Genomic DNA, 24,232 nt, shown 5'->3' with positions numbered 1-24,232 from the left:
ACGGCGGGGGTGCCGGGGGCGTCTTCGCGAATCAGCTCGCCGCGGAGCAGGGCGGATCGACGGCGGTGACCAGTGAGCCGACGGCCGAAACCAGGGAGCCGACGGCCGAATCGAGGTTGTCGTGCAGATTCAGGCGGGAGCGGACCCCGGCCGCGGCGATCGTCCGGCGGACGCGTCCTGCCGGGGCGACGACGGCGACGGTGCCGGGATGGGCGGAGGTCGCGCGCAGGAGGATCGTGAGGCCCACCGCGCCGAAGAAGGTGACACCGCCCATGTCGGCGACGAGGGCACGTCCGCGATGGGCGTTGTCGAGCGCGGAGCGCAGCAGGTGCGCGGTGGTCATGTCGACCTCGCCGGCGACCGACAGCACGGCGTATCCGGAACGTTCCGACAGGGTGGCTCCGAAGGCCGGCGACGGTGCGGGGGAATCGGACGAAGTCTCGGGAGTAGCGGGGTCGATCATCGGCACGAACCTTTCGCTCGGGATGTCTCGACGCCGTGGATCCGACGCTGTTTCGCAAAAGCAAGCATGTCGCTGTTCGATAACGGCCCCGGGGCGTGAGCCGTAGCGAAATGATCTCGAAAAGATAGCGATGAAATAACGGCGCGGGAAACGCCTGGAAAAGGAGCAGACCGGACTGCGCTCAGCCGACCGCTCAGCCGCCCGAAAATCGCTCGTGCCGGCCGCCGTGCTCCTGCTAGCGTCGCGGCACCGCCTCCTCCGAATGAATGCCGACCGCCGTGACCACCCTCGACCGGACCACCCGCCGCTTCGCGCCGCTGATCCTCCTCAACATCGCCACCCTGCTGTCCGCCACCGGCAACGGCATCGTAGTCGTCGCGTTGCCGTGGCTGGTGCTCGAGCAGACCGGCCGGGCCACCGACGCGGCGATCGTCGCGGGCGCGGCCACCGTGCCGCTGCTGCTGGCAAGCCTGCTCACCGGGACCGTCGTGGACCGGTTCGGCCGGCGGCGCACCGCCGTGGTCTCGGATGCGCTCTCGGCGCTGTCGGTCGCGACGATCCCCGTGCTCGCGGCCACCGTCGGACTCTCGGTGCCCCTGCTCGCCGCGCTCGCGGCGCTCGGTGCCGTGTTCGACCCGGCGGGAATCTCGGCGCGGGAGTCGATGCTGCCGGCGGCGACCCGCGCCGCCGGGTGGTCGCTGGACCGCGTCAACAGCCTCTACGAGGCGAACTACAACCTCGCCTATCTGATCGGACCGGGTGTCGGCGGTGTCCTCATCGCGGCGGTCGGTCCCGAGAACACCCTGTGGGTGACGTCGGCGTGCTTCGTGCTCTCCCTCGTCACCGTCGCCTTCCTCCGGCTCGAGCACGCCGGCCGGCCCGACCGGGCCACCCGGCCCGCCTCGCTGTGGGCCGGCACCCTCGAGGGGCTGCGGTTCGTGTGGCGCGACCGCTTGCTGCGCACGCTCGCGCTGGTCGACATGGTCATCATGGCGCTGTTCCTGCCGATCGAGTCGGTGCTGCTGCCCGCCTACTTCACCGGCCTGGACGCACCCGCTCAGCTCGGCTGGGTGCTGATGTCGCTGAGCGTCGGTGGCCTGGTGGGTGCCCTGGCCTACGGCGCCTTCGCACCGCGCCTGCGGCGCCGCAGCCTGATGCTCGTCGCGGTCACGGTGCTGGGCGCGGCGACGACCGGCATGGCGTTCCTGCCGCCGCTGGGGGTCCTCGTGCTGCTGGGCGTCCTCATCGGCCTGGTGTTCGGCCCGGTGGGGCCGATCGGGAACTGGGCCATGCAGACCCGCAGCCCGGAGCACATGCGCGGCCGCGTCGTCGGTGTGATGACCTCGACCGCGTACGCGGCGGGCCCGGTCGGGATCCTGGTCGCCGGGCCCCTGATCGACGCGACGGGTGTGCGGACGACGTTCTTCGCGCTGGCCCTGCCGATGATGTTCGTCGCCGCGGTGTGTTTCGCGCTGCCCGTCCTGCGGGAACTGGATCCCACCCCGGAGTCCCGTTCGTCCTACCGGCCGTAGCCGCCCCCGCCCGGCGTCTCGACCACGAGCACGTCACCGATCCCGACCTCGACGGAGTCGCAGCCGGCCATGCGGGTGACGGTGCCGTCGGCGCGCTCGATGCGGTTGCTGCCCAGGGCTCCCGGCTCGCCACCGGCCATCCCGTACGGCGGCACGCGCCGGTGCCCGGAGAGCGTGCTGACGGTCATCGGCTCGAGGAACCGGAGCCGGCGCACGGCGCCGTCGCCGCCGCGCCACCGGCCGTCGCCGCCGCTGCCGTGACGAATCGTGAAGGCCTCCAGCAACACCGGAAGGCGCCACTCCAGTACCTCCGGATCGGTGAGTCGCGAGTTGGTCATGTGGGTCTGCACCACCGACGTCCCGTCGAACCCCTCGCCGGCGCCCGACCCGGAGCCGAGCGTCTCGTAGTACTGGTATCGCTCGTTGCCGAAGGTGACGTTGTTCATCGTGCCGGCGCCCTCGGCCTGCACCCGCAGCGCCGCGTAGAGCGCGCCGGTGACGGCCTGCGACGTCTCGACGTTGCCCGCGACGACGGCGGCGGGGAACTCGGGGGCGAGCATCGACCCGTCGGGGACGACGATGTGCAACGGACGCAGGCACCCGTCGTTGAGGGGGATGTCGTCGGCGACGAGCGTGCGGAAGACGTACAGCGCCGCGGCCCGCGTGACGGACGAGGGCGCGTTGAAGTTCGAGGCGAGTTGCGGTGACGTGCCGGTGAAGTCGATCGTCGCCGAGCGCGCCTGCCGGTCGACGGTGACCCGCACCGCGATCACCGCACCGGAGTCCATCTCGTAGCGGTACTCGCCGTCGTGGAGGCGGTCGACGACGCGGCGCACCTCCTCCTCGGCGTTGTCCTGCACGTGGCGCATGTAGGCCTGGACGACGTCGAGACCGAAGTGGTCGATCATCCGGCCCACCTCGACCACCCCGCGGGCGTTGGCCGCGATCTGTGCGCGCAGGTCCGCGAGGTTGGTGTCCGGGTTCCGGGACGGGTACGGACCGCCGGTGAGCAGCGCGCGAGTGTCGGCCTCCCGGAAGGTTCCGTTCTCGACGAGCAGCCAGTTGTCGAACAGCACGCCCTCCTCGCGGATGTCGTGGCTGCCGGAGGGCATGGAACCCGGTGTCGATCCGCCTATTTCGGCGTGGTGACCGCGGGAGGCGACGAAGAAGAGGATGTGCTCGCCGGACCCGTCCGGCCCGGGGCCGAAGACGGGCGTGATCACCGTGACGTCCGGCAGGTGGGTACCGCCGTGGTACGGGTCGTTGACCGCGTACACGTCACCCGGCTTCATCGACCCGTGCCGGCGGCGCACCACCTCCTGCACGCTCGTGCCCATCGAGCCGAGATGGACGGGGATGTGCGGCGCGTTCGCGATCAGGTTTCCGTCCGGATCGAACAGCGCGCACGAGAAGTCGAGGCGCTCCTTGATGTTCACCGACTGCGCGGTGGATTCGAGGGTGGTGCCCATCTGCTCGGCGATCGACATGAACAGGTTGTTGAAGATCTCGAGCATCACCGGGTCGGCGTGGGTGCTCACCGCCGTGTCGTCGTGGGCGTGCACCCGGGTGAGCACGAGATGGCCCTGCTCCGACATCGTCGCCGCCCAGCCGGCCTCGACGACGGTGGTCGAGTTGTCCTCCGCGACGATTGCCGGGCCGGCCACGGCGTCGCCGGGGGAGAGGTGCTCGCGACGATGCAGGGGGGCATCGCGCCACGCGCCGTCGACGAACATCCGGACGGTGCCGCGCGGCGGGCGGGTGGGCTCGGGTGCGCCGCCGTCGTCGCTGCGGCCGCGTCCGAGCCCGGACAGGTCGGGCCGGCGCGTCGCCCCGACGGCCTCGACCGCGACGGCGTCGACGATCAGCGGACGGTCCATGAGGAAGGAGTAGGTGCGCCGGTGCACGGCCTCGAACTCCGCGGTCATCGTCGCCGGGTCGGCGAGCGCGACGGGCACGGACGTGTCGGTGCCGTCGTAGCGCAGGTGTGCCCGGAGGGCCACGTCGATGCGTTCGGTGGGCACGTCCTCGTCGAGCAGTTCCGCACGCGCCGCGGCCTCGAGTTCGGCGGCGACGTCGCGCAGGCGCGGCATCGCCTCGGCGTTCAGTTCGACGACGACGGACTGCTCGCGCATCGCGGTGGTGTCCGCGAGACCCATGCCGAGCGCGGACAGGACACCGGCCAGCGGCGGCACGAGGACGGTCCGGATGCCGAGCGAGTCGGCCACCGCGCAGGCGTGCTGCCCGCCGGCGCCGCCGAAGGTCGTCAACGCGTACTCGGTGACGTCGTGTCCCTTCTGCACCGAGATGCGCTTGACGGCGTTGGCCATGTTCGCGACCGCGATCTGCAGGAAGCCGGCGGCGACCTCCTCGGGGCTGCGGTCGTCGCCGGTCGCCTCGCGGATCTCGGCGGCCAGGGCGGCAAACCGGGCCCGCACCGTCTCGTCGTCCAGCGGTTCGTCGCCGCCGGGGCCGAACACGTGCGGGAAGTGCGCGGGCTGCACGCGGCCGAGCATGACGTTGGCGTCGGTGACGGTGAGCGGGCCGCCGCCGCGGTAGCAGGCCGGGCCGGGGTCGGCGCCGGCGGAATCGGGCCCCACCCGGTACCGGCTGCCGTCGAAGTGCAGGATCGAGCCGCCGCCGGCGGCGACGGTGTGGATGTCCATCATGGGGGCACGCAACCGCACCCCGGCGACGACGGTGTGGAAGACGCGCTCGTATTCCCCGGCGAAGTGCGACACGTCCGTCGACGTGCCGCCCATGTCGAACCCGATCACCTTGTCGAACCCGGCCAGCGCCGACATCCGGCTCATGCCGACGATGCCCCCGGCCGGACCGGAGAGGATCGCGTCCTTGCCGCGGAAGTGCATCGCCTCGGTGAGCCCGCCGTTGGACTGCATGAACATCAGCCGCACGCCCGGCAGTTCCTCGGCCACGCGGTCCACGTAGTGGCGGAGCACGGGCGAGAGGTACGCGTCGACGACGGTGGTGTCGCCGCGGGGCACGAGCTTCATCAGCGGGCTGGCGACCGCGGACAGCGAGATCTGCCCGAAGCCGAGGCGCTCGGCGAGCTCACCGATCGCGTGCTCGTGCTGCGGGTACAGGTGGCTGTGCATGCACACCACGGCGACGGAGTCGATGCCGTCGTCGCGTACCCGCCTCAGGTCCCGCTCGAGCCGGTCGAGGTCGGGGGCACGCAGCACCGTGCCGTCGGCCCGGATGCGTTCGTCGACCTCGAGCACCCGCTCGTACAGCAGTTCGGGCAGCACGATGTTGCGCTCGAAGATCCGCGGGCGGTTCTGGTAGCCGATGCGCAGCGCGTCTTGGAAACCGGCGGTGATCACCAGGGCGGTCCGGTCGCCCTTGCGCTCGAGCAGTGCGTTGGTCGCGACGGTGGTACCCATGCGCACCTGCTCGACGAGGTCGGCGGTGACGGGTTCGCCGGCGGGCACCCCGAGCAGCTCCCGGATCCCGGCGACGGCCGCGTCCCGGTACCGGGACGGGTTCTCCGACAACAGCTTGTGGGTGACCAGGGCGCCGTCGGGCCGGCGGGCGACGACATCGGTGAAGGTGCCGCCGCGGTCCACCCAGAACTCCCAGCGCCCGGGTGTCCGGTCTCGTTCGCTCGCCTGCTCCGCTGTCGCCATGACAGCAGGTTAGCCACCGGGTGCGGGACGGCCCAGACCGCCGCTCCCGGGCTCAGGCGGTGACGGCCGCGGCCCTGTCCGGGGCCGGCGCGGGCGCCCTGCGTCCGGTGCCGCGCCGGGTGCGGGCCGCGCCGATTCCCCGGCACACGAGATAGATGACGAACGCGATCGCCGTGATGAACGCGGAGACCGGCACGCCGGGCGCGAGGGCGAGCAGGATCCCACCGACCGCGGAGACCTCCGCGAAGATCACGGCCAGCACCGTCGCGGCGAGCGGGCCGCCGGCCACCCGGGCCGCCGCGGCGGCCGGGGTGATGAGCAGCGCCATCACCAGCAGGGCCCCGACGATCTGCACGCCGAGGGCGGCGGTGATTCCGACCAGCACGGCGAAGACGATGGACAGCGCCCGCACCGGCACCCCGCGCGCGGCGGCGACCTCGGGGTCGGTGCTGGCGAACAGCAGCGGGCGGTAGATGAACAGCATGGTGCCGACGACGCCGACGGCGCAGGCGGCGAGCAGCGCGATGCCCGTGCCGCCCGGCGCGACGATCTGGCCGGTGAGGAGGGAGAACGCGGCGCCGGTGCGGCCGTCGTAGGCCCACAGCAACAGCACGGCCAGACCGAGCCCGAACGCCATGACGACGCCGATGACGGAGTCGCGTTCACGGGCGCGGGTGCCGAGGACACCGAAGAGGATGGCCGCCACCACCGCCCCCAGCACGGCGCCGAGCCCGACGGAGACGCCGATGATCAGGGCAGCGGCGGCACCGGTGAGCGAGAGCTCGGAGGTGCCGTGCACGGAGAATGCCATCTGACGGCTGATCACCAGCGGCCCGATCACGCCCGCGAGCAGGCCGAGGATCGCGCCGGCCAGCAGGGCCTGCTGCACGAAGTCGTACTGGAGCAGGTCGACGGTGGCCTGCACGTCGAACATCCGGCCCATCGCGTCGGTGAACTTGCTGCTCAATGCTGATCCTCGTGGTGGTCGTGGTGGACGCCCTCGCCGGGGCGCAGCCCGCCGGCGCTGCCGAGCGCGTCGATGGCGTCGCCGGTGCCGACGACGACGAGACGGCCGCGGATCTCGAGGACCTCGACGTCGGTGCGGTACAGCTCGGAGAGCACCTCGGAGGTCATCACCTCGGCGGGGGTGCCGATGCGGAACTGCCCGTCGACGAGATACAGCACGCGGTCCACCAGGGGCAGGATCGGATTGATCTCGTGGGTGACGAACAGGACGGCGGTGCCGTGTTCGCGGCGACGGCGGTCGATGAGGGACGACACCAGGTGCTGGTTGGCCAGGTCGAGACTGAGCAGCGGTTCGTCGCAGAGCATGACCCGCGGGTCGCCGACGAGGGCCTGCGCGATGCGCAGCCGCTGCTGTTCGCCGCCGGAGAGGGAGCCGATCGGGGCGTTCGCGTAGGTTTCGGCGCCGACCTGCCGGATCGCGGCGTCGACGGCGCTGCGGCGGGTCTTCCAGTAGCGCAGGCCGGTGCCCCAGCGATGGCCGTCCACGCCGAGCCCGACGAGGTCGCGGCCGCGCAGGGGCACGCCCTCGTCGAGCGACTTCTGCTGCGGCACGTAGCCGACGTGCGAGTTGCCCGTGCGGGCGGGCGCGCCGGCGATCGTGGCGGTGCCACCGCTGAGAGGTAGCTGACCGAGCAGGACCTTCAGCAGCGTCGACTTGCCCGCCCCGTTGGGGCCGAGCACCGCGACGAACTCGCCGGGCTCGACGGTGAGATCGAGGCCCCGCCACAGGACGCGGTCGCCGAAGGCCATGCGGGCGTCGCGGAGTTCGACGGCGGCGGTGCGGCCGGCGGCCGTGGCGGGCGCGCCCGGTGCCGCGGCGGTGCCGCCCGGTGTGACGTCGGCCGGTGTGGTCACGGGAGTGATGTCCTTGCCCTGCTCGAAGGGTCAGCGGGCGGCGTCGAGGGCGGCGGCGAGCGCCTCGGCCGTCTGCTTCTGCCACTGAATGTAGTCCACGCCCGCGGGCAGGGTCTCCACAACTTCGACGACGGGGATGCCCGCGGATTCCGCGGTCGCCCGCATGTCGCGGCTGACCTTGTCCTCGGTCTGCGGGTTGTGGAGCAGGACGGCGACCTGCTTGTCGAGGAGCAGCTGCCGGGTCGCGGCGATCGCGGCGGGCGACGGGTCGGTGCCGTTCTCGACGGCATTGGTGAAGTCGGCGGGCGTCCGGTCCTCGAGCTTCGCGGACGTGAGGAGGTAGTAGCCGATGGATTCGGTCTGCGCGACGGGGGTGTTCGCGTGCGCGGCGGCGATCTCGGCGGTCACGTCGGTGACTTCGTGCAGCTGCGAGTGGAAGGCCTCGGCGTTGGCGCGGTAGGTGTCGGCCCCGGCCGGATCCAGTTCGGCCAGCCGGTCGGCGACGGTGTGCGCGACGGCGTCGGCGGCGGCCAGGTCGTACCAGACGTGCTCGTTGATGCCGCTGTGGTCGTGCCCGGCGTGCGCGTCGCCTTCCTCGGCGGCATGGGACTCACCCTCGTGGGTGTCGCCTTCGGGTGCGGTGCCGGCCGAGTGGTCGTGGCCGTCCTCGAGGTCGCTTCCGGTGCCGGACTCGAACAGCGCGAGGGCGTCGACCGTGGCGGTGTCGGTTCCGGTGGACTCGAGGATGTCGTCGACGAACTGGTCGTAGCCGCCGCCGTTGTAGACGACGAGGGTGGCGTCGCTGACGGCGGCGGCGTCGGCGGGGCTGGCCTCGTACGAGTGCGGGTCGGCGGACGGCTCGGTGATCAGCGACTGCACCTGGGCGCGGTCCCCGGCGACGGCCTGCGCGACCGAGCCCCACACGTTGGTGGAGGCGACGATGCGGATCTCGCCGGAGCCGGTGTCCGCCCCGTCCCCCGAGTCGCTGCCGCAGGCGGCGAGGGTGAGCGCGGCGGCGCAGGTCAAGCCCACGGTCGCGGTGGCGGCGCGCATTCGGCGGGGCAGTCGCACGGTTCCATCTCCTGTGATCACGTTCGGCCGGACGGCCGGGGATGTCGCGGTTCCCACCTTATTGGAAACCGTTACCGTTCCACTTTAGCGGATGTCCGGATCGGCGCCCCTCCGGCCCGATTCGTCGGGACGGCGCGGACCCGCTACCGTCCGTTCATGCCCAGGTCTCGTCAGCCGCGTCCCCAGGCCACCCTGGCGTCGATCGCTGCCGAGCTGAAGATCTCCCGCACCACCGTCTCCAACGCCTACAACCGGCCGGACCAGCTGTCCGCCGAGCTTCGCGAGCAGATCCTCGAGGTCGCCAAGCGTCGCGGCTACGCCGGTCCGGACCCGATGGCCCGTTCCCTGCGCACCCGCAGGGCCGGGGCCGTGGGCGTGCTGCTCACCGAGGCGCTGAGCTACTCGTTCCGGGACCCGGCCGCGATGAGCTTCCTGTCCGGCCTCTCCGAATCCTGCGAGGCCGCCGGCGAGGGCCTTCTGCTCATCCCCGCCGGACCGGAACGCGACGAGGAGGAGGCGGCGCAGGTCGTGCACGCCGCCGCGGTCGACGGCTTCGTCGTCTACTCGGTTCCGTCCGACGATCTGTATCTCGCCGCCGTCCTCGAACGGAACCTGCCCCTGGTGGTGTGCGACCAGCCCCGCGGCATCGCGAGCGCGCCACTGGTCGGCATCGACGACCGAGGCGCGATGCGCAGGCTCGCCGAGCACCTCATCGCCCTCGGCCACCGCCGGATCGGGGTGCTGTGCATGCGACTCGGCCGCGACCGGCACGACGGTGTCGTCGACCCCGCCCGCTTCGAGTCCGACCGCTTCCACGTCCAGCACGAGCGGATCCTCGGCGTGCAGGAGGCCCTGCGCGCGGCCGGCCTCGACCCCGCGAGCCTCACCGTCGTCGAGCGCTACGCGCACACCGCGGAGGACGGCGCGTCCGCCGCCGCGCAGGCGCTGGCGGCGAACCCGGCGATCACCGCCCTGATGTGCACCACCGATGTCCTCGCGCTCGGCGCGCTGGCGTGGGCACGCAGCGCCGGCCTCGAGGTCCCCGGGCGGTTGTCGATCACCGGCTTCGACGGGATCGGCGAGGCCCTGCGCGAGGGCGTGACCACCGTGCGCCAGCCCCAGGAGGAGAAGGGCCGGCGCACCGGCGCCCTGCTCATGGCCGCGCCGTCACACTCCGGGGTCGCGACGGTGGAGACCCTTGCGACGGAACTGCTCATCGGCCAGACCACCGGCGTGCACGACGAGACGTCGATCTACGCCGAGTGATCGACGGCCGACAGCGTCCGATCCGCCTCCGCCGGCGCCGCCGCCAGCAGCTGGGCGCACCGCAGCAGCCCGAGGTGGCTGTACGCCTGGGGATGGTTGCCGAGTGACCGCTCCGCCACCGGGTCGTACTCCTCGCTGAGCAGCCCCGTGGGCCCCGCCGCGTCGACGAGCTGTGCGAACAGCGCCTCCGCCTGCGGACGGGCACCGACGAGGAGGTACGCCTCCACCAGCCACGCCGCGCACAGGTGGAAGCCGCCCTCGGTTCCGGGCAGGCCGTCGTCGTGCAGGTAGCGGTACACCGTCGAACCGCTGCGCAGCTCCGCCTCCGTCGCGACGACCGTCGCGTGGAACCGCGGGTCGTCGGGGTCGATGAGCCCGGACAGGCCGATGAACAGCGTCGCCGCGTCGAGGTCGGTGCCGTCGTAGGCCGCGGTGTAGGAGCTCACGTCGTCGTTCCAGCCCTTCTCCAGCACCTCCTCCGCGATCTCCGCGCGCAGCCCGGCCCAGTTGTCGCCGGCGGTGCGCCCGAACTTCTCGGCCAGCGTCAGCGCGCGGTCCACGGTCAGCCAGCCCATGACCTTCGAGTACACGTGGTGGCGCGGGTTGTCGCGGATCTCCCAGATGCCGTGGTCGGGCTCGAACCAGCGGCATTCGACGGCGGTGACCATGGCGCACACCAGCTCCCAGTCCCGGTCGGTGAGGGCCTGATCGTGCGGGACGCCGCGCTCCTCGCGGCGGTGCGCCAGCGCCGCAATCAGGTCCACGATCGGGCCGAACACGTCGAGCTGGACCTGCTGGCTCGCGGCGTTGCCGACCCGGACGGGCCGGGAGCCGGCGTAGCCGGGCAGCGTGTCGATGACCGCCTCGGGCGGCAGCGCGCCGCCGGCCAGCGTGTACAGCGGGTGCAGGCGCTCGGGGCCCGGCACGGTGTCGAGCACCCGGTGCACCCAGTCCAGATAGGCGTCCGCCTCGGCGAGCGACCCGACGCTCACCAGGGCGTGCGCGGTCAGGGCGGCGTCGCGGAGCCAGCAGTAGCGGTAGTCCCAGTTGCGGACGCCGCCGATCTCCTCGGGCAGCGACGTGGTCGCGGCCGCCATGATGGATCCCGTGGGTGCGTGCACGAGGCCGCGCAGGGTCAGCGCCGACCGCTTCATCAGGTCCCGCTTGAGCGGCGGCAGGTCCAGGCCCGCCGCCCACTTCCACCAGTACTCCTCCGCGGACGCGCGCCGCTGCACCTCCGCGACGGGGTGTGGTCCGATATCATCGGTGCCGCAACGGAATTCGAGGATGATGTCGCCGTCGGACGGATCGACGACGGCGTGCGCGGTCTGATGGGCGCCGTCGGTGGTGATGTTCCACTCGACGCCGGGGGAGCGCAGCACGTACGGCTCGTTGAATCCGAGTATCCGCAGGCCGTCGGCCACGGGCTCGAGCCCGACCTGGCCCTGTCCGAACTCCGGGCGCGGCGCGAACGTCACCACCGCCTTGGCCTTGCCGGTGATGACCCGGGTCAGGTCGGTGCGGCCCGGTTCGACGTCGTGCGGAACGTAGTCGATCACCGCGAGGCTCGCCCAGCGGGTCACCACCGTCATGGTGCCGTCGATGTAGCGCTGGCTCAGGGGCAGGGCCTCCCGGCTCGGACCGATGGTGAAGTGCCCGGCCGGTTCGCCGCCGAGCAGATGCGCGAACACCGCCGCGGAATCCGGCTCGGGGTGGCACAGCCACGTCACCGTTCCGTCCGGCGTCAGCAGCGCCTTCGCGCGCGGGCTCGCCAGCATCGTCAGCCGCTCGATCGGGCAGGCCTCCGCGCCCGAGAGCCACGTGCGGCGCTGGTCGAGCAGGAACGCCAGCGCGGCCGCGACGTCCTCGACCGTGCCGATCCGGTACTGGGCGGCGGTCTCGCCGTCCCCGATCTTGACGCCCACGTCCGGGCCGTGGAGGGAGGCGAAGGCCTTCTCGTCCGTCACGTCGTCGCCGAAGAAGACCGCGGCGCTCGCCGACTCCTGGTGCCGGATGATGTCCAGCGCGTGGCCCTTGTCGGTGGGCACGACCGCCAGCTCGATGACGGCCTTGCCCTCGGTGACCTGCACACCCGGGTGCCGGGCGAGGTCGCCGCGGACCAGCGACAGTGCCTGCTCGGCGTCGGCCGGGTCGGCGTTGCGCACGTGCAGCGCGGCACTCGCCGGCTTCGCCTCGACGTGCACGCCGTCGTAGCGGGCGGCGATCGCCTCGAGCTCGGCGACGATATCGCGCAGCAGCTGCCGGGCGTCGCTGTCGATGGCGTGGACGAAGCCGATGTCGAACTCCGAGCCGTGGCTGCCGACGAGCTGCACCTCGGCGGGCAGGCGGGACAGGGCCGCGAGATCCTTCAGGGCGCGACCGGAGATCACGGCTGCGGCCGTGGACGGCAGGCCGGCGAGCGCGCGCAGGGCGCGGACCGACTCGGCGTTCGGGAACGCCTTGTCCGGATCCGAGACGATCGGCGCGACGGTACCGTCGTAGTCGGAGGCCACGAGGAGCCGCGGGGTCCGCGCCAGCGCGACGAGGGCGCGGCGCAGGTCGATCGGGAGGTCTTGGGCGCTCACTCACTCAAAGGTAGGTGATCCGGCGCCCGGCGTCGTCTCCCCTGTCCGGTTCGGGACGTGTTTCCCGTTACAGTTCCGCTCCTCGCGGCGCAGGTCAGCCTTCCTGGACCGGAATCGAGGCCGGACGCTGCGATCCGTCGCCGAGCAGCAGCTCGACGGTCAGCTCCAGCCGGCGCGCGACGTCGGTCGCGGACGAGCGTCGCGTCAGCCACGCCACGAGGTTCGACAACCACACGTCGCTGATGACGCGGGCGATCGCCAGTTCCTCCTCGGTGGGCTCGCCCTCGTTCATCGCGCGGGCGAAGAGCCGGTCCATGAGCAGGCCGACCTGATCGACCTCGGCGGCGGCCGAGGCGTCGGCGAACATGAACGCCCGGGTCATGGCTTCGGTGAGCAGCGGGTCACGTTGCATCGCCTTCGTGATCAGGCTCAGGATCAGCTGCATCCGCTCGAGCGGCGTGTGGCCCGGCGGGATCTTGCCCTTGCCCTCGATGCGCGCGAACTCGCGGCCGAGGGCCGAGACGAGCAGGTGCACCTTCGAGGGGAAGTACCGGTACAGGGTGCCGACGGCCACGTCGGCCTTCTCGGCGACGGAGCGCATCTGTACGGCCTCGTACCCACCCTTGGAGGCGAGCGCCAGGGTGGCGTCGAGTATCCGCTTGCGCCGTTCCTTCTGGGCGTTGGAACTGAGATCGTCCTCGGTGAGGGCGGTCAGAGTTCCGCCGCCGGTGGAACGTGAGCGGGACGATGTCGTCATCGAGATGTCTTCCTCTGCCTTGACTCTGAACCGGCTGTCATATTAGAACACGTTCTAGGCATCGTGTCATTCCCGAAAGGCGGAAACCCGCTGTGAGCATTGCCACCACCGAGGAACAGCAGGCCGCGCAGGCCTCTGTACAGGCCTGGGCGCGCGCCACAGCGCCGATCCAGAACCTACGCGAACGACCGGCGACCACGTGGCGACCGGGGTGGGAATCGCTCGCCGAACTCGGAATCTTCGCCGTCGCCGTGCCCGAGGCCGCGGGCGGCGCCGGCGCCGGCGTCGTCGACCTGGCGACGATGCTCGAACAGGCTGCGCACCACCTCGCGACCGGCCCCGTCCTTCCCACCGCCCTGGCCGCGCTCGTCTTCGGCCGCGCCGCCGGCGCCGACGGCGCCAAGTGGACGGAACTCCTGGCCGAGGGCACCCTGCCGGCCGCCGTCGCGGTGGGCGGCGCGCTCACCGCGACGAGCCGGGAGGGCGGGTACGACCTCGACGGCGATGCGGGCCCGGCGCTCGGCGGCGAGCCGGGCGTCGCGGTCCTGGTCCGCATCGGCACCGACGGCGGGACCGAACGCTGGGCGCTGCTCGACGCCGACACCCCCGGACTGAACCTCGAACCCCTCGACACTCTCGACAAGTCGCGGGCGCTCGCCCGCGTGCGGCTCGCCGGCGTCGCCGTCGCCACCGACCGGGTCGTCTGCGTCCCGGCAGGCCTGGTGCGCGACCTCGCCGCCACGCTCGCCGCCGCCGAACTCGCCGGTGTCGCCGACTGGGCCCTGACCACGGCCGTGGAGTACGCCAAGATCCGCGAACAGTTCGGCAAGCCCATCGGCTCGTTCCAGGCGATCAAGCACCTGTGCGCCGAGATGCTCTGCCGTACCGAGAAGATCCGCGCGGCGGCCTGGGACGCCGCCGTGGCGGCCGACGCGGCCCCGCACGAACTGCCACTGGCCGCGGCCGTCGCGACCGCCGTCGCCCTCGACGCCGCCGTGCAGAACGCCAAGGATGCCATCCAGGTGCTCGGTGGTATCGGTTTCACGTGGGAGCACGACGCCCACCTGTACCTGCGCCGCGCGGTCGTCACCCGTCAGCTGCTCGGCGGCTCCACCGCCTGGCGGGCCCGGGTCGCCGGCCTCGCCCGCTCCGGCGCCCGCCGTCACCTCACCGTCGACCTGAGCGCCTTCGACGACGAACGCGCGCGCATCCGCGCCGAGATCGCGCAGCTCCTCGACCGGCCCGGGCCGCAGCGGCGGGCCGCGCTCGCCGAGGCCGGGTTCCTGGCCCCGCACTGGCCGCCGCCGTACGGCCGGGGCGCGCACGCCGCGCAGCAGATCCTCATCGAGGAGGAACTCGCGGCCGCCGGCGTGGACCGGCCCGATCTGGTGATCGGATGGTGGGCCGTGCCCACCATCCTCGAGCACGGCACCGCCGAGCAGATCGACCGCTTCGCCCTGCCGACCCTGCGCGGTGAGATCGTCTGGTGCCAGCTGTTCTCGGAGCCGGGCGCCGGATCCGACCTGGCGTCGCTGCGCACCACCGCGGAGAAGGTCGACGGGGGCTGGCGCCTGCAGGGGCAGAAGGTGTGGACGTCGCTGGCCCAGGAGGCCGACTGGGCGATCTGCCTGGCCCGCACCGACCGTGACGCCCCGAAGCACAAGGGCATCACGTACTTCCTCGTCGACATGAAGTCCGCGGGCATCACCGTCTCGCCGCTTCGGGAGATCACCGGCGACGCACTCTTCAACGAGGTGTTCCTCGACGGCGTGTTCGTCCCCGACGAGTGCGTCGTCGGCCCGCTCGGCGGCGGGTGGAGGCTCGCCCGCACCACGCTCGCCAACGAACGGGTCGCGATGAGCGGCGGATCGTCGCTGGGGAAGGCGGTCGAACAACTGCTGGACCTGGTGGCACCCGGCGACCCGGTCGCCGAGGACCGGATCGGCGGGCTCGTCGCCGAGGCCACGGCCGGGTCGCTGCTCGAGCTGCGGACCACCCTCGCGCAGCTCGACGGTCAGGACCCCGGCCCGGCATCGAGCGTGCGCAAGCTGGTCGGCGTGCGGCAGCGCCAGGACACCGCCGAGCTCGCGATGGATCTCGCCGGTGCGGCCGGCTGGGTCGAGGGCCCCCTCTCGCGCGAGTTCCTCAACACGCGCTGCCTGACGATCGCCGGCGGCACCGAGCAGATCCTGCTCACCCTCGCGGCGGAGCGCCTGCTGGGCCTGCCGCGCGGCTGACGGGTGCTTCCACCCGCCCTGCCGAGGTGATACAACTAGAACACGTTCTAATCGAAGGTGGAAACGTGGACTTCGCTCGTGACGACACGCAGGAGGCCGTGGCCCAGGTCGCCGTCGACCTGCTCGCCCGCGACCTGGGCCCGGACGAACTGTGGCGCGCCCTCGCCGACGCCGACCTGCTCTCCCTCGCCCTGCCCGCGCGGCTCGGCGGCGACGACCTCGGCGTCGCCGAGGTCACCGCACTGCTCACCGAGATCGGGCGACGTGCCGCACCCGTCCCGGCCCTGGCCACCCTCGGCTTCGGTGTGCTGCCCGTCCGGATCCTCGCCGCCGACGCGCAGCAGGACGAGCTGCTCGCGGGCGTCGCCGACGGTGCCGTCCTCACCGCCGCCCTCGCCGAGGTCGGCCGCGCCTTCCCGGCGTCCCCCGCCGCCACGGCGGTACCCGACGGGGAACGCCACGCCGTCACCGGGCACTTCGTCGGCGTGCCCTACGCGGCGACGTCGCGAAAGATCCTGGTGCCCACCGACGCCGGTGTGATCGCCGTCGAACCCACGGCACCGGGCGTGACCCTGACCGAGAGCCCGTCGTCGGCCCACGCCCCCGAGTGCTCCGTGCGGCTCGAGTCCGCGCCGGGCCTGCTCCTCGGCGACGGCGCCGACCCGGCCGCCGACGTCGCCGTCCTGTACCGCCTCGCCCTCGCCGCGGTCGGCGCCTACGCGGACGGACTGCTTTCGGGCGCAACGCAGCTCACCGCGCAGCACGTGAGCACCCGGCACCAGTTCGGCAAGCCGCTCGCCACCTTCCAGGCGGTGGCCCAGCAGATCGCCGACGTCTACGTCACCTCCCGCACCCTGCACGTCGCCGCGCTCGCCGCGGCCTGGCGCGTCGCGCAGGACGCCCGCAGCGCCGCCGCGGACGACGACCTCGACGTCACGGCGTACTGGATCGCCACGGAGCTGCCGCCCGCCGTGCGCGTGCTGCACCACCTGCACGGCGGTCTCGGCGTGGACGAGACCTATCCGCTGCACCGCTATTCCTCGACCGCAAAGGATCTGGCGCGCCTGCTCGGCGGCGCCTCGTACCGACTCGACCTCGTGGGGGCCCGGTGTTCATCGATCTGACCGACGAGCAGCGCGCGCTGCAGGCGGAACTGCGACGGTACTTCGCGGACCTGATCTCCCCCGAGGAGGCCGCGATCATGCGCACCGAGCGCCACGGCCCCACCTACCGGGAGGTCGTGCGCCGGATGGGCAAGGACGGCTGGCTCGGCGTCGGCTGGCCCGTCGAATTCGGCGGCCGCGGCTTCGGTGAGGTCGAGCAGCAGATCTTCGTCAACGAGGCCGTGCGCGCCGACGTGCCGCTGCCCAGTGTCACCCTGCAGACGGTCGGGCCGACCCTGCAGGTCTACGGAACCGAGGAACAGAAGCGGAAGTTCCTGCCCGCCATCCTCGCCGGCGAGGTCCACTTCGCGATCGGCTATTCCGAGCCCGACGCCGGGACCGACCTCGCCGCACTGCGCACCACGGCCGTGCGCGACGGCGACCACTACGTGGTGAACGGGCAGAAGATCTTCACCACCGGCGGCCACGACGCCGACTACATCTGGCTTGCGGTGCGCACCGGCAGCGCCGACTCGAGGCACCGCGGCATCTCGATCCTCATCGTCGACACCAAGGACCCCGGCTTCGGCTGGACGCCCATCATCACCTGCGACGGCGCGCACCACGTCAACGCCACGTACTACAGCGACGTGCGCGTCCCGGTCGAGATGCTCGTCGGCGAGGAGAACGAGGGCTGGAGACTGATCACCACCCAGCTCAACCACGAACGCGTCATGCTCGGCCCCGCCGGCCGCGTGGGCGGGCTCTACGACCGGGTGTTCGCCTGGGCCCGTTCCCGCGGCCTGCTCGGCGAACCCGACGTGCGGCGCGGGCTCGGCGAGATCCACGCGACGTTCCGGCTCAACGAACTGCTCAACTGGCAGGTCGCCGCCAGCGAATCCGAGGCGGTCGACATCGCGGACGCGTCGGCCACCAAGGTGTTCGCCACCGAACGCATCCAGCGCGTCGGCCGGCTCGCGGAGGAGATGGTCGGCCGGTTCGGGGATCCCGGCGACCCGGAGACCGCGGACCTGCTGCGCTGGCTCGACATGCAGGTCAAGCGGAACCTGGTGATCACCTTCGGCGGCGGTGTCAACGAGGTGATGCGGGAGCTGATCGCGACGGCGGGCCTGGCCATGCCCCGGGTCCCGCGGTGAAGGGGGACGTGTCGATGAGCGCCGGCGTGCCGGGCCCCCACGACGAGATCCGCGCGGCCGCCGAACGCGTCCGCGCCGACGGGCCGTCCAAGCCGCGTGCGGGCCGCGACCGGGTGAACCTGCCGCTGATCCGCAACTGGCTCGAGGCGATCGGCGACGAGAACCCGATCTACACAGACGAATCCGCCGCGATCGCGGCCGGGCACGGCGGCCTCGTCGCGCCACCCGCGATGGCGCAGGTGTGGACCATGCGGGGCCTCGGCGCCAAGCGCGAGGAGGACGATCCGCTCCGCCGGATGACGGAGATCCTCGACGAGGCGGGCTACACGTCGGTCGTCGCCACGAACTGCGATCAGGTCTACCACCGCTATCTGCGCCACGGCGAGGAGGTGACCATCGAGTCCACCCTCGAAGACCTCGCCGGACCCAAGAAGACCGGCCTCGGCGAGGGCTGGTTCTTCACCACCCGCAGCGTGTGGAAGGTCGGCGACGAGGTGGTCGCCGAAATGCTCTTCCGCATCCTCAAGTTCGCGCCGCCCACCCGCGAGACCGGCCGAATGTCACATTCTGTCGATTCAACCGAACCGGTGTCACATTCGGTCCCGACGGTTCCGGCGGACCTCGACCCCACTCGCATGCTGCGGCCGTCCGCGTCGCAGGACACGCGGTTCTTCTGGGACGGTGTCGCCGCGCACGAACTGCGTATCCAGCGGCGCCCCGACGGCACGCCGCAGCACCCGCCGGTGCCGGCGCTGTGGCTGGACAAGGACGAGACGACCGACTACGTCGTCGCGTCGGGCCGCGGCACCGTCTTCAGCTACGTGGTGCACCACGCGCCGAAGGTGCCGGGGCGGACGGTGCCGTTCGTCGTCGCCCTCGTCGAACTCGACGAAGGTGTCCGTATGCTCGGCGAACTGCGCGGGGTGGACCCCGGCGACGTGCGCATCGGGATGCCGGTCGAGGCGATCTTTCTCGATTTCCCGGGCGACGACGAGACCGGCGGCGACCCCTGGACCCTGTACGCCTGGCGGCCGAGCGAGGAGCGCGCATGAACGCGGGAACGGTCACCGTGGGGCAATCCTTGCCGCCGTTGACGATCCGGGCCGATCCGACGTTCGTCGTCTCGACGGCCTTGGCCACCAGGGACTTCCAGGACGTGCACCACGACCGCGACAAGGCGCAGCAGCGCGGGTCGAAGGACATCTTCGTCAACATCCTCACCGACACCGGGCTGGTGCAGCGCTATGTCACCGACTGGGCCGGTCCGCGCGCGGTGCTGAAGTCGGTCTCGCTGCGGCTGGGGGTGCCCTGGTACGCGTACGACTCGCTGACCCTGACCGGGACCGTCGCCGCCGTCGAGGACGACGGGCGCATCACCGTCGACGTCGTCGGGAAGAACGGTCTGGGCGACCACATCACCGCGAAGGCCGTCCTCGTGATCGGAGGCTCCGCATGAGCGAACTGTCCCGTCGCGCCGCCATCGTCGGCATCGGCGCCACCGACTTCTCCAAGGACTCCGGCCGCAGCGAACTGCGCCTGGCCGCGGAGGCGGTGCGGGCGGCGCTGGCCGACGCCGGCCTGCGCCCGGCGGACGTCGACGGCCTGACCTCCTTCACGATGGACACCAACACCGAGATCGCCGTCGCACGTGCGGTGGGGATCCCGAGCCTGAAGTTCTTCTCCCGCGTCCACTACGGCGGCGGCGCGGCGTGTGCCACCGTGCAGCAGGCGGCGATGGCCGTCGCCACCGGCGTCGCGGACGTGGTGGTGGTGTACCGGGCGTTCAACGAGCGCTCCGGGGCGCGGTACGGTCAGGTCAACACCGCGCTGTCGGCGCAGGTCAACTCCTCCGGCACCGACTACGCCTTCTCCTATCCGCACGGCCTGGGCACCCCGGCGTCGTTCGTGGCGATGGCCGCCCGGCGCTACATGCACGCCACCGGCGCCACCAGCGCGGACTTCGGGAAGGTCGCCGTCGCGGCCCGCCGGCACGCCGCGACGAATCCGCACGCCTTCTTCCACGGCAGGCCGATCACCCTCGACGACCACCAGAATTCGCGGTGGATCGCGGAACCGCTGCACCTGCTCGACTGCTGCCAGGAGTCCGACGGCGGCGTCGCGCTCGTCGTCACCACGACCGAACGGGCGCAGGACCTGTCCCAGCCGCCGGCCGTGGTGGCGGGGGCCGCCCAGGGCAGCGGACCGGACCAGTACATCATGGCCAGCTACTACCGTGACGGCCTGACGGGGCTGCCCGAGATGGGCATCGTCGGCCGCCAGCTGTGGGAGCAGTCCGGCCTCGGCCCGCAGGACGTGCAGACGGCGGTGCTCTACGACCACTTCACGCCGTACGTGCTCATGCAGCTCGAGGAACTCGGGTTCTGCGGGCCCGGCGAGGCGAAGGACTTCGTCGCAGACGGGGCGATCGAGCTCGGCGGCCGGCTGCCCCTCAACACCCACGGCGGCCAGCTCGGCGAGGCGTACATCCACGGGATGAACGGCATCGCCGAGGGGGTGCGCCAGCTTCGCGGCACATCCGTCAATCAGGTTCCCGACGTGGAGAACGTACTGGTCACCGCGGGCACCGGGGTGCCGACGTCGGGACTGGTGCTGGCGAGGAGCTGAGGGCGGAGGTGTCCGCCCGGACCCGCGAGGATCCGGCAGGACATCACGGCCACGAGCCGACCGGGACGGTATAAGTAGGACATGAATTCCGCCTCACACTCAGGCCGCGGCGACGCGGGCCGCGACGCCGACTGGGACGGACCGGCGCCGTCCATGGCGCCGGCGGACCTGCTGCACGACCCGCCGGTCACCCAGCGCGGGGCGCGCCGCCGCGCCGAGCTGATCGCGGCGGCCCGGGTCGTCTTCGAACGGTCCGGGTTCCTCGACAGCAAGCTCACCGACATCACGCGTGAGGCGAAGTGCTCGACCGGGTCCTTCTACACCTACTTCAACAACAAGGAGGAGGTGTTCGCGGCCGTCCTCCAGGAGGCCCAGGAGGACATGCTGCACCCGGGGATGGGCCGGGTCGCGGGCACCGACGACCCCTACGCGGTGCTCGAGGCCAGCAACCGGGCGTACCTCGAGGCGTATCGCCGCAACGCCCGCCTCATGGTGCTGCTCGAGCAGGTCGCGAGCATCGATCCGCGCTTCCGCGAGCTGCGGCGCCGGCGCGGCGAGACCTTCATCCGGCGCAACGCGCGCAGCATCGCGGAGCTGCAGAAGCGGGGCATCGCCGATCCGGAACTCGATCCGATGCTCGCCTCGCGCGCGCTGTCGGGCATGGTCAGCCGCCTGGCCTACTCGACGCTCGCGCTGGGCGACGCCGAGCCGGTGGATTTCGACGTCCTGGTGACCACGCTGACGCGGCTGTGGGCCAATGCGCTGCGGATCCCGGAGCGCGCCGCCGCGGCAACCACTTGAACTCGAGATCTGATTCAACTAAACAGAGAGGCATCATCCCCCGACGAGAGGAACGCCAGTGCACGTCGAAGGCAAGGTCGCCGTTGTCACCGGAGCCGGTAACGGAATCGGCGCCGCACTCGCTGCCCGGCTCGTGGCCGCGGGAGCGCGGGTGCTCGTCGCCGACCTCGACGGCGACGCCGCGCAGCGGGTGGCCCGCGAACTCGATCCCGACGGCGCCGGTCTCGCCGTCGGCGTCGGCGCCGACGTCGCCGACCCCGACCGCATCCGGGAGATCGTCGACCGCGCCGAGGCCGACCTCGGTCCCGTCGCGCTGTACTTCGCCAACGCCGGAGTCGCCGGGGCAGCGGGGCTCGGCGCCGACGAGTCGGCCTGGGACCTCGCGCTCGACGTGAACCTGCGCGCACACGTGCGGGCCGCGCAGCTGATGGTGCCGCGGTGGCTCGAGCGCGGCGAGGGCTACTTCGTGAGCACCGCCTCCGCCGCCGGGCTGCTCACCCAGATCGGTTCGGCCACCTACTCGGCCACCAAGCACGCCGCCGTCGGATTCGCCGAATGGCTGTCGGTCACCTACTTCGACAAGGGAATCCGCGTCAGTTGCGTGTGCCCCATGGGGGTGAACACCCAGCTGCTGCACGAGGGGGAGACCTCCGGCGAGGGGCTGGGCGTGGCGGCCGCGCGGGCCGTCACCTCCGCGGGGGCGGTCCTCGAACCGGCCGACGTCGCGGAGGTGGTGCTCGCGGGGGTCGAGGCCGAGCAGTTCCTGATCCTGCCGCACCCCGAGGTCCTCGACATGTACCGGATGAAGGGCACCGACTACGACCGCTGGCTCACCGGAATGCGGCGCTACCAGGAACGACTGCTGGCCGGAATCTGACGAGCCGGGAAAACCGCTCGAAACCTGTCGGAGGTCTGTAGCACACTGGGGCGCACATCCGACGACGGGGAGGACTCATGGCCGACGCCATAGTCGCCGAGGGGTTGATCAAGAGGTACGGACGGGTCACGGCCCTCGACGGAATCGATCTGCGAGTCCCGGAAGGGACGGTGACGGCGCTGCTCGGGCCCAACGGCGCCGGCAAGACGACCACGGTGCGGGTGCTCACCACCCTGCTCGTACCGGACGAGGGCCGGGCCACCGTGGCGGGACTCGACGTCGTCGCCGACGCGCGGGCTCTGCGTTCGCACATCGGCGCCTCGGGCCAGTACGCCGCGGTCGACGAGTATCTCACCGGGTTCGAGAATCTCGAAATGGTCGGTCGCCTCTACCATCTGGGTATCAAGCGCAGCCGCGAGCGGGCGCGTGAGCTGCTCGAGCAGTTCGACCTGATCGAGGCCGGGGACCGTCCGGTCAAGGGCTACTCCGGCGGCATGCGGCGCCGGCTCGACCTCGCCGGTGCGCTGGTGGCGCAACCACCCGTGCTGTTCCTGGACGAACCCACCACCGGTCTGGACCCGCGGGCCCGGCTCCAGCTGTGGGAGGTCATCGACCAGCTCGTCGCGCGGGGGACGACGCTGCTGCTCACCACCCAGTACATGGAGGAGGCGGAGCGGCTCGCGGACCGGATCGCGGTGATCGACCGGGGCGTCGTGATCGCCCGCGGCACCGCCGACGAACTCAAGAGCCTCGTCGGCGGGGAACGCATCGAGCTGGGGGTCGCGGACGCCGCCACGATCCCGACCGTGCGCCGCGAGCTCGACGACCTCGCGGTCGGCGAGATCCAGGCCGACGCGGGATCCGGTCGCGTCACCGTGCCGGTCAGCGACACCGGCTCGACAGGCAGCGGCGCCGATGTGCTGGCCACGGCGCTCGGCCGCCTGTCCGCGGCGGGCATCCGCGTCACCGACGTGGCGTTGCGCAAACCGACACTGGACGACGTGTTCCTCGCCCTCACCGGGCACGAGGCGGACGAGAAGATCGAGGAGGCGGTGGGATGAACACGGCTCAGATGATGGTGTCGGACGGGGTCACCATCGCCAAGCGCAACGTCATCAAGATCAAGCGCGTGCCCGACCTCATCGTCTTCACGATGCTCTCGCCGATCATGTTCGTGTTGCTGTTCGCGTACGTCTTCGGCAGCGCGATCCAGGTTCCGGGGATGTCCTACCGCGAGTTCCTCATCGCCGGCATCTTCACCCAGACGGTGATCTTCGGGGCGACCTGGACCGGTCTGGGCATGGTCGAGGACCTGCAGAAGGGCATCATCGACCGGTTCCGCTCGCTGCCCATGGCGCCGTCCGCGGTGCTGGTCGGCCGCACCTCCACCGACGTGCTCATCAACGTGCTCAGCCTGGTGGTGATGTCGCTGACGGGCCTGCTCGTCGGGTGGCGGATCCACTCGTCGTTCGGGGAGGCCCTTGCCGGGTACGCGCTGCTGTTGCTGTTCGCCTACGCGCTGTCCTGGGTGATGGCGGTGGTGGGGATGTGGATCCGCACGCCGGAGGTGTTCAACAATGCGAGCTTCATGGTGATCTTCCCGTTGTCGTTCGTGGCCAACACGTTCGTCGACATCTCCTCGCTGCCGCCGGTGCTGCAGACGATCGCGGAATGGAACCCGGTGTCGGCCCTGACGCAGGCTGTGCGGGAGTTGTTCGGCAACACCAATCCGACGATGCCTGTGTCGGACGCGTGGCCGCTGCAGAACCCGATCCTGGCGTCGCTGCTGTGGACGGCCGCGATGCTGATCGTGTTCGTGCCCTTCGCGATCCGTCGCTACCAGAAGGCCGTCAGCCGCTGAGGGACCTTGGTCGACCGCGCTGGGGTCGCGCACGGGCCGCGGCCCCAGCCGTCGAACGCGCCTATGCGGTGATCGTGGCCGGACTGGTGCACTTGCCCCCCGATCCGATGGTCAGTGGGAGGTGCGGACGGGGTCGACGAGGAAGGTTTCGGTGCCCCAGGCCAGGGCGGGTTGATTGCGCACTTCGGGCAGCGGGGTGAAGGCCAGTAGTGGCAGCGGGGTGTGCAGGCGGGCGAGGTGGCGGACGGTGTCCCCGGCTTGGGTGAACGCGACGAGGGCTTTCGCGTGCAATCACTCCCCGATGTCGCGGGCGTCTCCCGGCGGACGCACCTCACGCCACCCGCACGCACCCTGATGGACTCGGAAAATCAT

General features: G+C 71.7%; 19 protein-coding genes and 1 pseudogene. 12 read left to right on the top strand and 8 right to left on the bottom strand.

Annotated elements, in window-relative coordinates; translation table 11 throughout:
• Positions 1-31: 31 nt before the first annotated feature.
• The gene (locus tag ACWPOB_RS10085) at positions 32-463 is read right to left on the bottom strand and encodes an STAS domain-containing protein (protein WP_100058514.1); all 432 of its coding nucleotides are present in this window, start codon (positions 461-463) and stop codon (positions 32-34) included.
• Positions 464-729: 266 nt separating this feature from the next.
• On the opposite strand from ACWPOB_RS10085, the gene ACWPOB_RS10080 reads away from it, so the two are divergent.
• A complete protein-coding gene (locus ACWPOB_RS10080) occupies positions 730-1,995 on the top strand; it encodes an MFS transporter (protein ID WP_455400722.1) in 1,266 nt (421 codons plus the stop codon).
• Here ACWPOB_RS10080 and ACWPOB_RS10075 read toward each other — a convergent pair.
• From ACWPOB_RS10075 to ACWPOB_RS10060, 4 genes are all read right to left on the bottom strand, one after another.
• Entirely contained in the window at positions 1,983-5,639 is a 3,657-nt protein-coding gene (locus ACWPOB_RS10075) for a hydantoinase B/oxoprolinase family protein (protein ID WP_455400721.1), read from the bottom strand. The two genes, ACWPOB_RS10080 and ACWPOB_RS10075, sit on opposite strands and share 13 nt — an antisense overlap.
• 52 nt (positions 5,640-5,691) lie before the next feature.
• Positions 5,692-6,606 carry a metal ABC transporter permease gene (locus tag ACWPOB_RS10070; protein ID WP_455400720.1) on the bottom strand — a complete coding sequence of 305 codons (915 nt, stop codon included), beginning with the start codon at positions 6,604-6,606 and terminating at the stop codon, positions 5,692-5,694.
• Positions 6,603-7,415, bottom strand: a complete 813-nt coding sequence (locus tag ACWPOB_RS10065) for a metal ABC transporter ATP-binding protein (protein WP_202917110.1) — start codon at positions 7,413-7,415, stop codon at positions 6,603-6,605. Before ACWPOB_RS10065 ends, ACWPOB_RS10070 begins: the two co-directional genes overlap by 4 nt.
• Positions 7,416-7,550: 135 nt before the next feature.
• Positions 7,551-8,591: a metal ABC transporter solute-binding protein, Zn/Mn family gene (locus ACWPOB_RS10060; RefSeq protein ID WP_455400719.1), complete on the bottom strand. Its 1,041-nt coding sequence runs from the start codon at positions 8,589-8,591 to the stop codon at positions 7,551-7,553.
• Positions 8,592-8,747: 156 nt separating this feature from the next.
• Here ACWPOB_RS10060 and ACWPOB_RS10055 point away from each other — a divergent pair, with 156 nt between their 5' ends.
• Entirely contained in the window at positions 8,748-9,857 is a 1,110-nt protein-coding gene (locus tag ACWPOB_RS10055) for a LacI family DNA-binding transcriptional regulator (RefSeq protein ID WP_100057620.1), read from the top strand.
• Here ACWPOB_RS10055 and otsB read toward each other — a convergent pair.
• Both otsB and kstR read right to left on the bottom strand, forming a co-directional pair.
• Positions 9,845-12,442 (bottom strand): trehalose-phosphatase, encoded by a 2,598-nt coding sequence (gene otsB, locus ACWPOB_RS10050; protein ID WP_455400718.1) that lies wholly within the window; start codon positions 12,440-12,442, stop codon positions 9,845-9,847. The genes ACWPOB_RS10055 and otsB overlap by 13 nt on opposite strands.
• A 94-nt stretch (positions 12,443-12,536) precedes the next feature.
• Positions 12,537-13,199 (bottom strand): cholesterol catabolism transcriptional regulator KstR, encoded by a 663-nt coding sequence (gene kstR, locus ACWPOB_RS10045; RefSeq protein ID WP_100057622.1) that lies wholly within the window; start codon positions 13,197-13,199, stop codon positions 12,537-12,539.
• A gap of 92 nt (positions 13,200-13,291) precedes the next feature.
• Between kstR and ACWPOB_RS10040 the strand changes: the two genes are divergently transcribed.
• From ACWPOB_RS10040 to ACWPOB_RS09995, 10 genes are all read left to right on the top strand, one after another.
• A complete protein-coding gene (locus tag ACWPOB_RS10040) occupies positions 13,292-15,436 on the top strand; it encodes an acyl-CoA dehydrogenase family protein (protein WP_455400717.1) in 2,145 nt (714 codons plus the stop codon).
• 65 nt (positions 15,437-15,501) lie between these two features.
• Positions 15,502-16,560 carry an acyl-CoA dehydrogenase family protein gene (locus tag ACWPOB_RS10035; RefSeq protein WP_455400716.1) on the top strand — a complete coding sequence of 353 codons (1,059 nt, stop codon included), beginning with the start codon at positions 15,502-15,504 and terminating at the stop codon, positions 16,558-16,560.
• Entirely contained in the window at positions 16,545-17,696 is a 1,152-nt protein-coding gene (locus ACWPOB_RS10030; protein ID WP_100058210.1) for an acyl-CoA dehydrogenase family protein, read from the top strand. Before ACWPOB_RS10035 ends, ACWPOB_RS10030 begins: the two co-directional genes overlap by 16 nt.
• Positions 17,697-17,710: 14 nt before the next feature.
• Positions 17,711-18,748 carry a bifunctional MaoC family dehydratase N-terminal/OB-fold nucleic acid binding domain-containing protein gene (locus ACWPOB_RS10025; protein WP_455400715.1) on the top strand — a complete coding sequence of 346 codons (1,038 nt, stop codon included), beginning with the start codon at positions 17,711-17,713 and terminating at the stop codon, positions 18,746-18,748.
• Positions 18,745-19,152 (top strand): MaoC family dehydratase, encoded by a 408-nt coding sequence (locus tag ACWPOB_RS10020; protein ID WP_455400714.1) that lies wholly within the window; start codon positions 18,745-18,747, stop codon positions 19,150-19,152. The genes ACWPOB_RS10025 and ACWPOB_RS10020 overlap by 4 nt, the downstream gene beginning before the upstream one ends.
• Positions 19,149-20,321: a lipid-transfer protein gene (locus ACWPOB_RS10015; protein ID WP_455400713.1), complete on the top strand. Its 1,173-nt coding sequence runs from the start codon at positions 19,149-19,151 to the stop codon at positions 20,319-20,321. Before ACWPOB_RS10020 ends, ACWPOB_RS10015 begins: the two co-directional genes overlap by 4 nt.
• 81 nt (positions 20,322-20,402) lie before the next feature.
• Entirely contained in the window at positions 20,403-21,122 is a 720-nt protein-coding gene (locus tag ACWPOB_RS10010) for a TetR/AcrR family transcriptional regulator (RefSeq protein WP_455400712.1), read from the top strand.
• A 58-nt stretch (positions 21,123-21,180) separates the two neighbouring features.
• Positions 21,181-21,999 carry an SDR family oxidoreductase gene (locus tag ACWPOB_RS10005; protein WP_455400711.1) on the top strand — a complete coding sequence of 273 codons (819 nt, stop codon included), beginning with the start codon at positions 21,181-21,183 and terminating at the stop codon, positions 21,997-21,999.
• A gap of 77 nt (positions 22,000-22,076) precedes the next feature.
• Positions 22,077-23,060 (top strand): ATP-binding cassette domain-containing protein, encoded by a 984-nt coding sequence (locus tag ACWPOB_RS10000; protein WP_100056971.1) that lies wholly within the window; start codon positions 22,077-22,079, stop codon positions 23,058-23,060.
• A complete protein-coding gene (locus ACWPOB_RS09995; RefSeq protein WP_010594538.1) occupies positions 23,057-23,860 on the top strand; it encodes an ABC transporter permease in 804 nt (267 codons plus the stop codon). Before ACWPOB_RS10000 ends, ACWPOB_RS09995 begins: the two co-directional genes overlap by 4 nt.
• A 117-nt stretch (positions 23,861-23,977) precedes the next feature.
• Here the strand turns inward: ACWPOB_RS09995 and ACWPOB_RS09990 are convergent.
• Positions 23,978-24,172, bottom strand: a pseudogene (locus ACWPOB_RS09990) (pyruvate kinase alpha/beta domain-containing protein); the annotation flags it as partial.
• Positions 24,173-24,232 lie beyond the last annotated feature (60 nt).

It is taken from the genome of Rhodococcus sp. 2H158, assembly GCF_053764755.1.
This window is presented reverse-complemented; position numbering and strand designations above follow the sequence as displayed.

Coding starts and splice junctions, on each gene's coding strand:
- ACWPOB_RS10000 (WP_100056971.1), top strand. CDS start 22,077: ATGGCCGACGCCATAGTCGCCGAGGGGTTGATCAAGAGGTACGGACGG.
- ACWPOB_RS09995 (WP_010594538.1), top strand. CDS start 23,057: ATGAACACGGCTCAGATGATGGTGTCGGACGGGGTCACCATCGCCAAG.
- ACWPOB_RS10010 (WP_455400712.1), top strand. CDS start 20,403: ATGAATTCCGCCTCACACTCAGGCCGCGGCGACGCGGGCCGCGACGCC.
- ACWPOB_RS10080 (WP_455400722.1), top strand. CDS start 730: ATGCCGACCGCCGTGACCACCCTCGACCGGACCACCCGCCGCTTCGCG.
- ACWPOB_RS10025 (WP_455400715.1), top strand. CDS start 17,711: ATGAGCGCCGGCGTGCCGGGCCCCCACGACGAGATCCGCGCGGCCGCC.
- ACWPOB_RS10015 (WP_455400713.1), top strand. CDS start 19,149: ATGAGCGAACTGTCCCGTCGCGCCGCCATCGTCGGCATCGGCGCCACC.
- ACWPOB_RS10075 (WP_455400721.1), bottom strand. CDS start 5,639: ATGGCGACAGCGGAGCAGGCGAGCGAACGAGACCGGACACCCGGGCGC.
- ACWPOB_RS10055 (WP_100057620.1), top strand. CDS start 8,748: ATGCCCAGGTCTCGTCAGCCGCGTCCCCAGGCCACCCTGGCGTCGATC.
- ACWPOB_RS10020 (WP_455400714.1), top strand. CDS start 18,745: ATGAACGCGGGAACGGTCACCGTGGGGCAATCCTTGCCGCCGTTGACG.
- kstR (WP_100057622.1), bottom strand. CDS start 13,199: ATGACGACATCGTCCCGCTCACGTTCCACCGGCGGCGGAACTCTGACC.
- ACWPOB_RS10065 (WP_202917110.1), bottom strand. CDS start 7,415: ATGGCCTTCGGCGACCGCGTCCTGTGGCGGGGCCTCGATCTCACCGTC.
- ACWPOB_RS10085 (WP_100058514.1), bottom strand. CDS start 463: ATGATCGACCCCGCTACTCCCGAGACTTCGTCCGATTCCCCCGCACCG.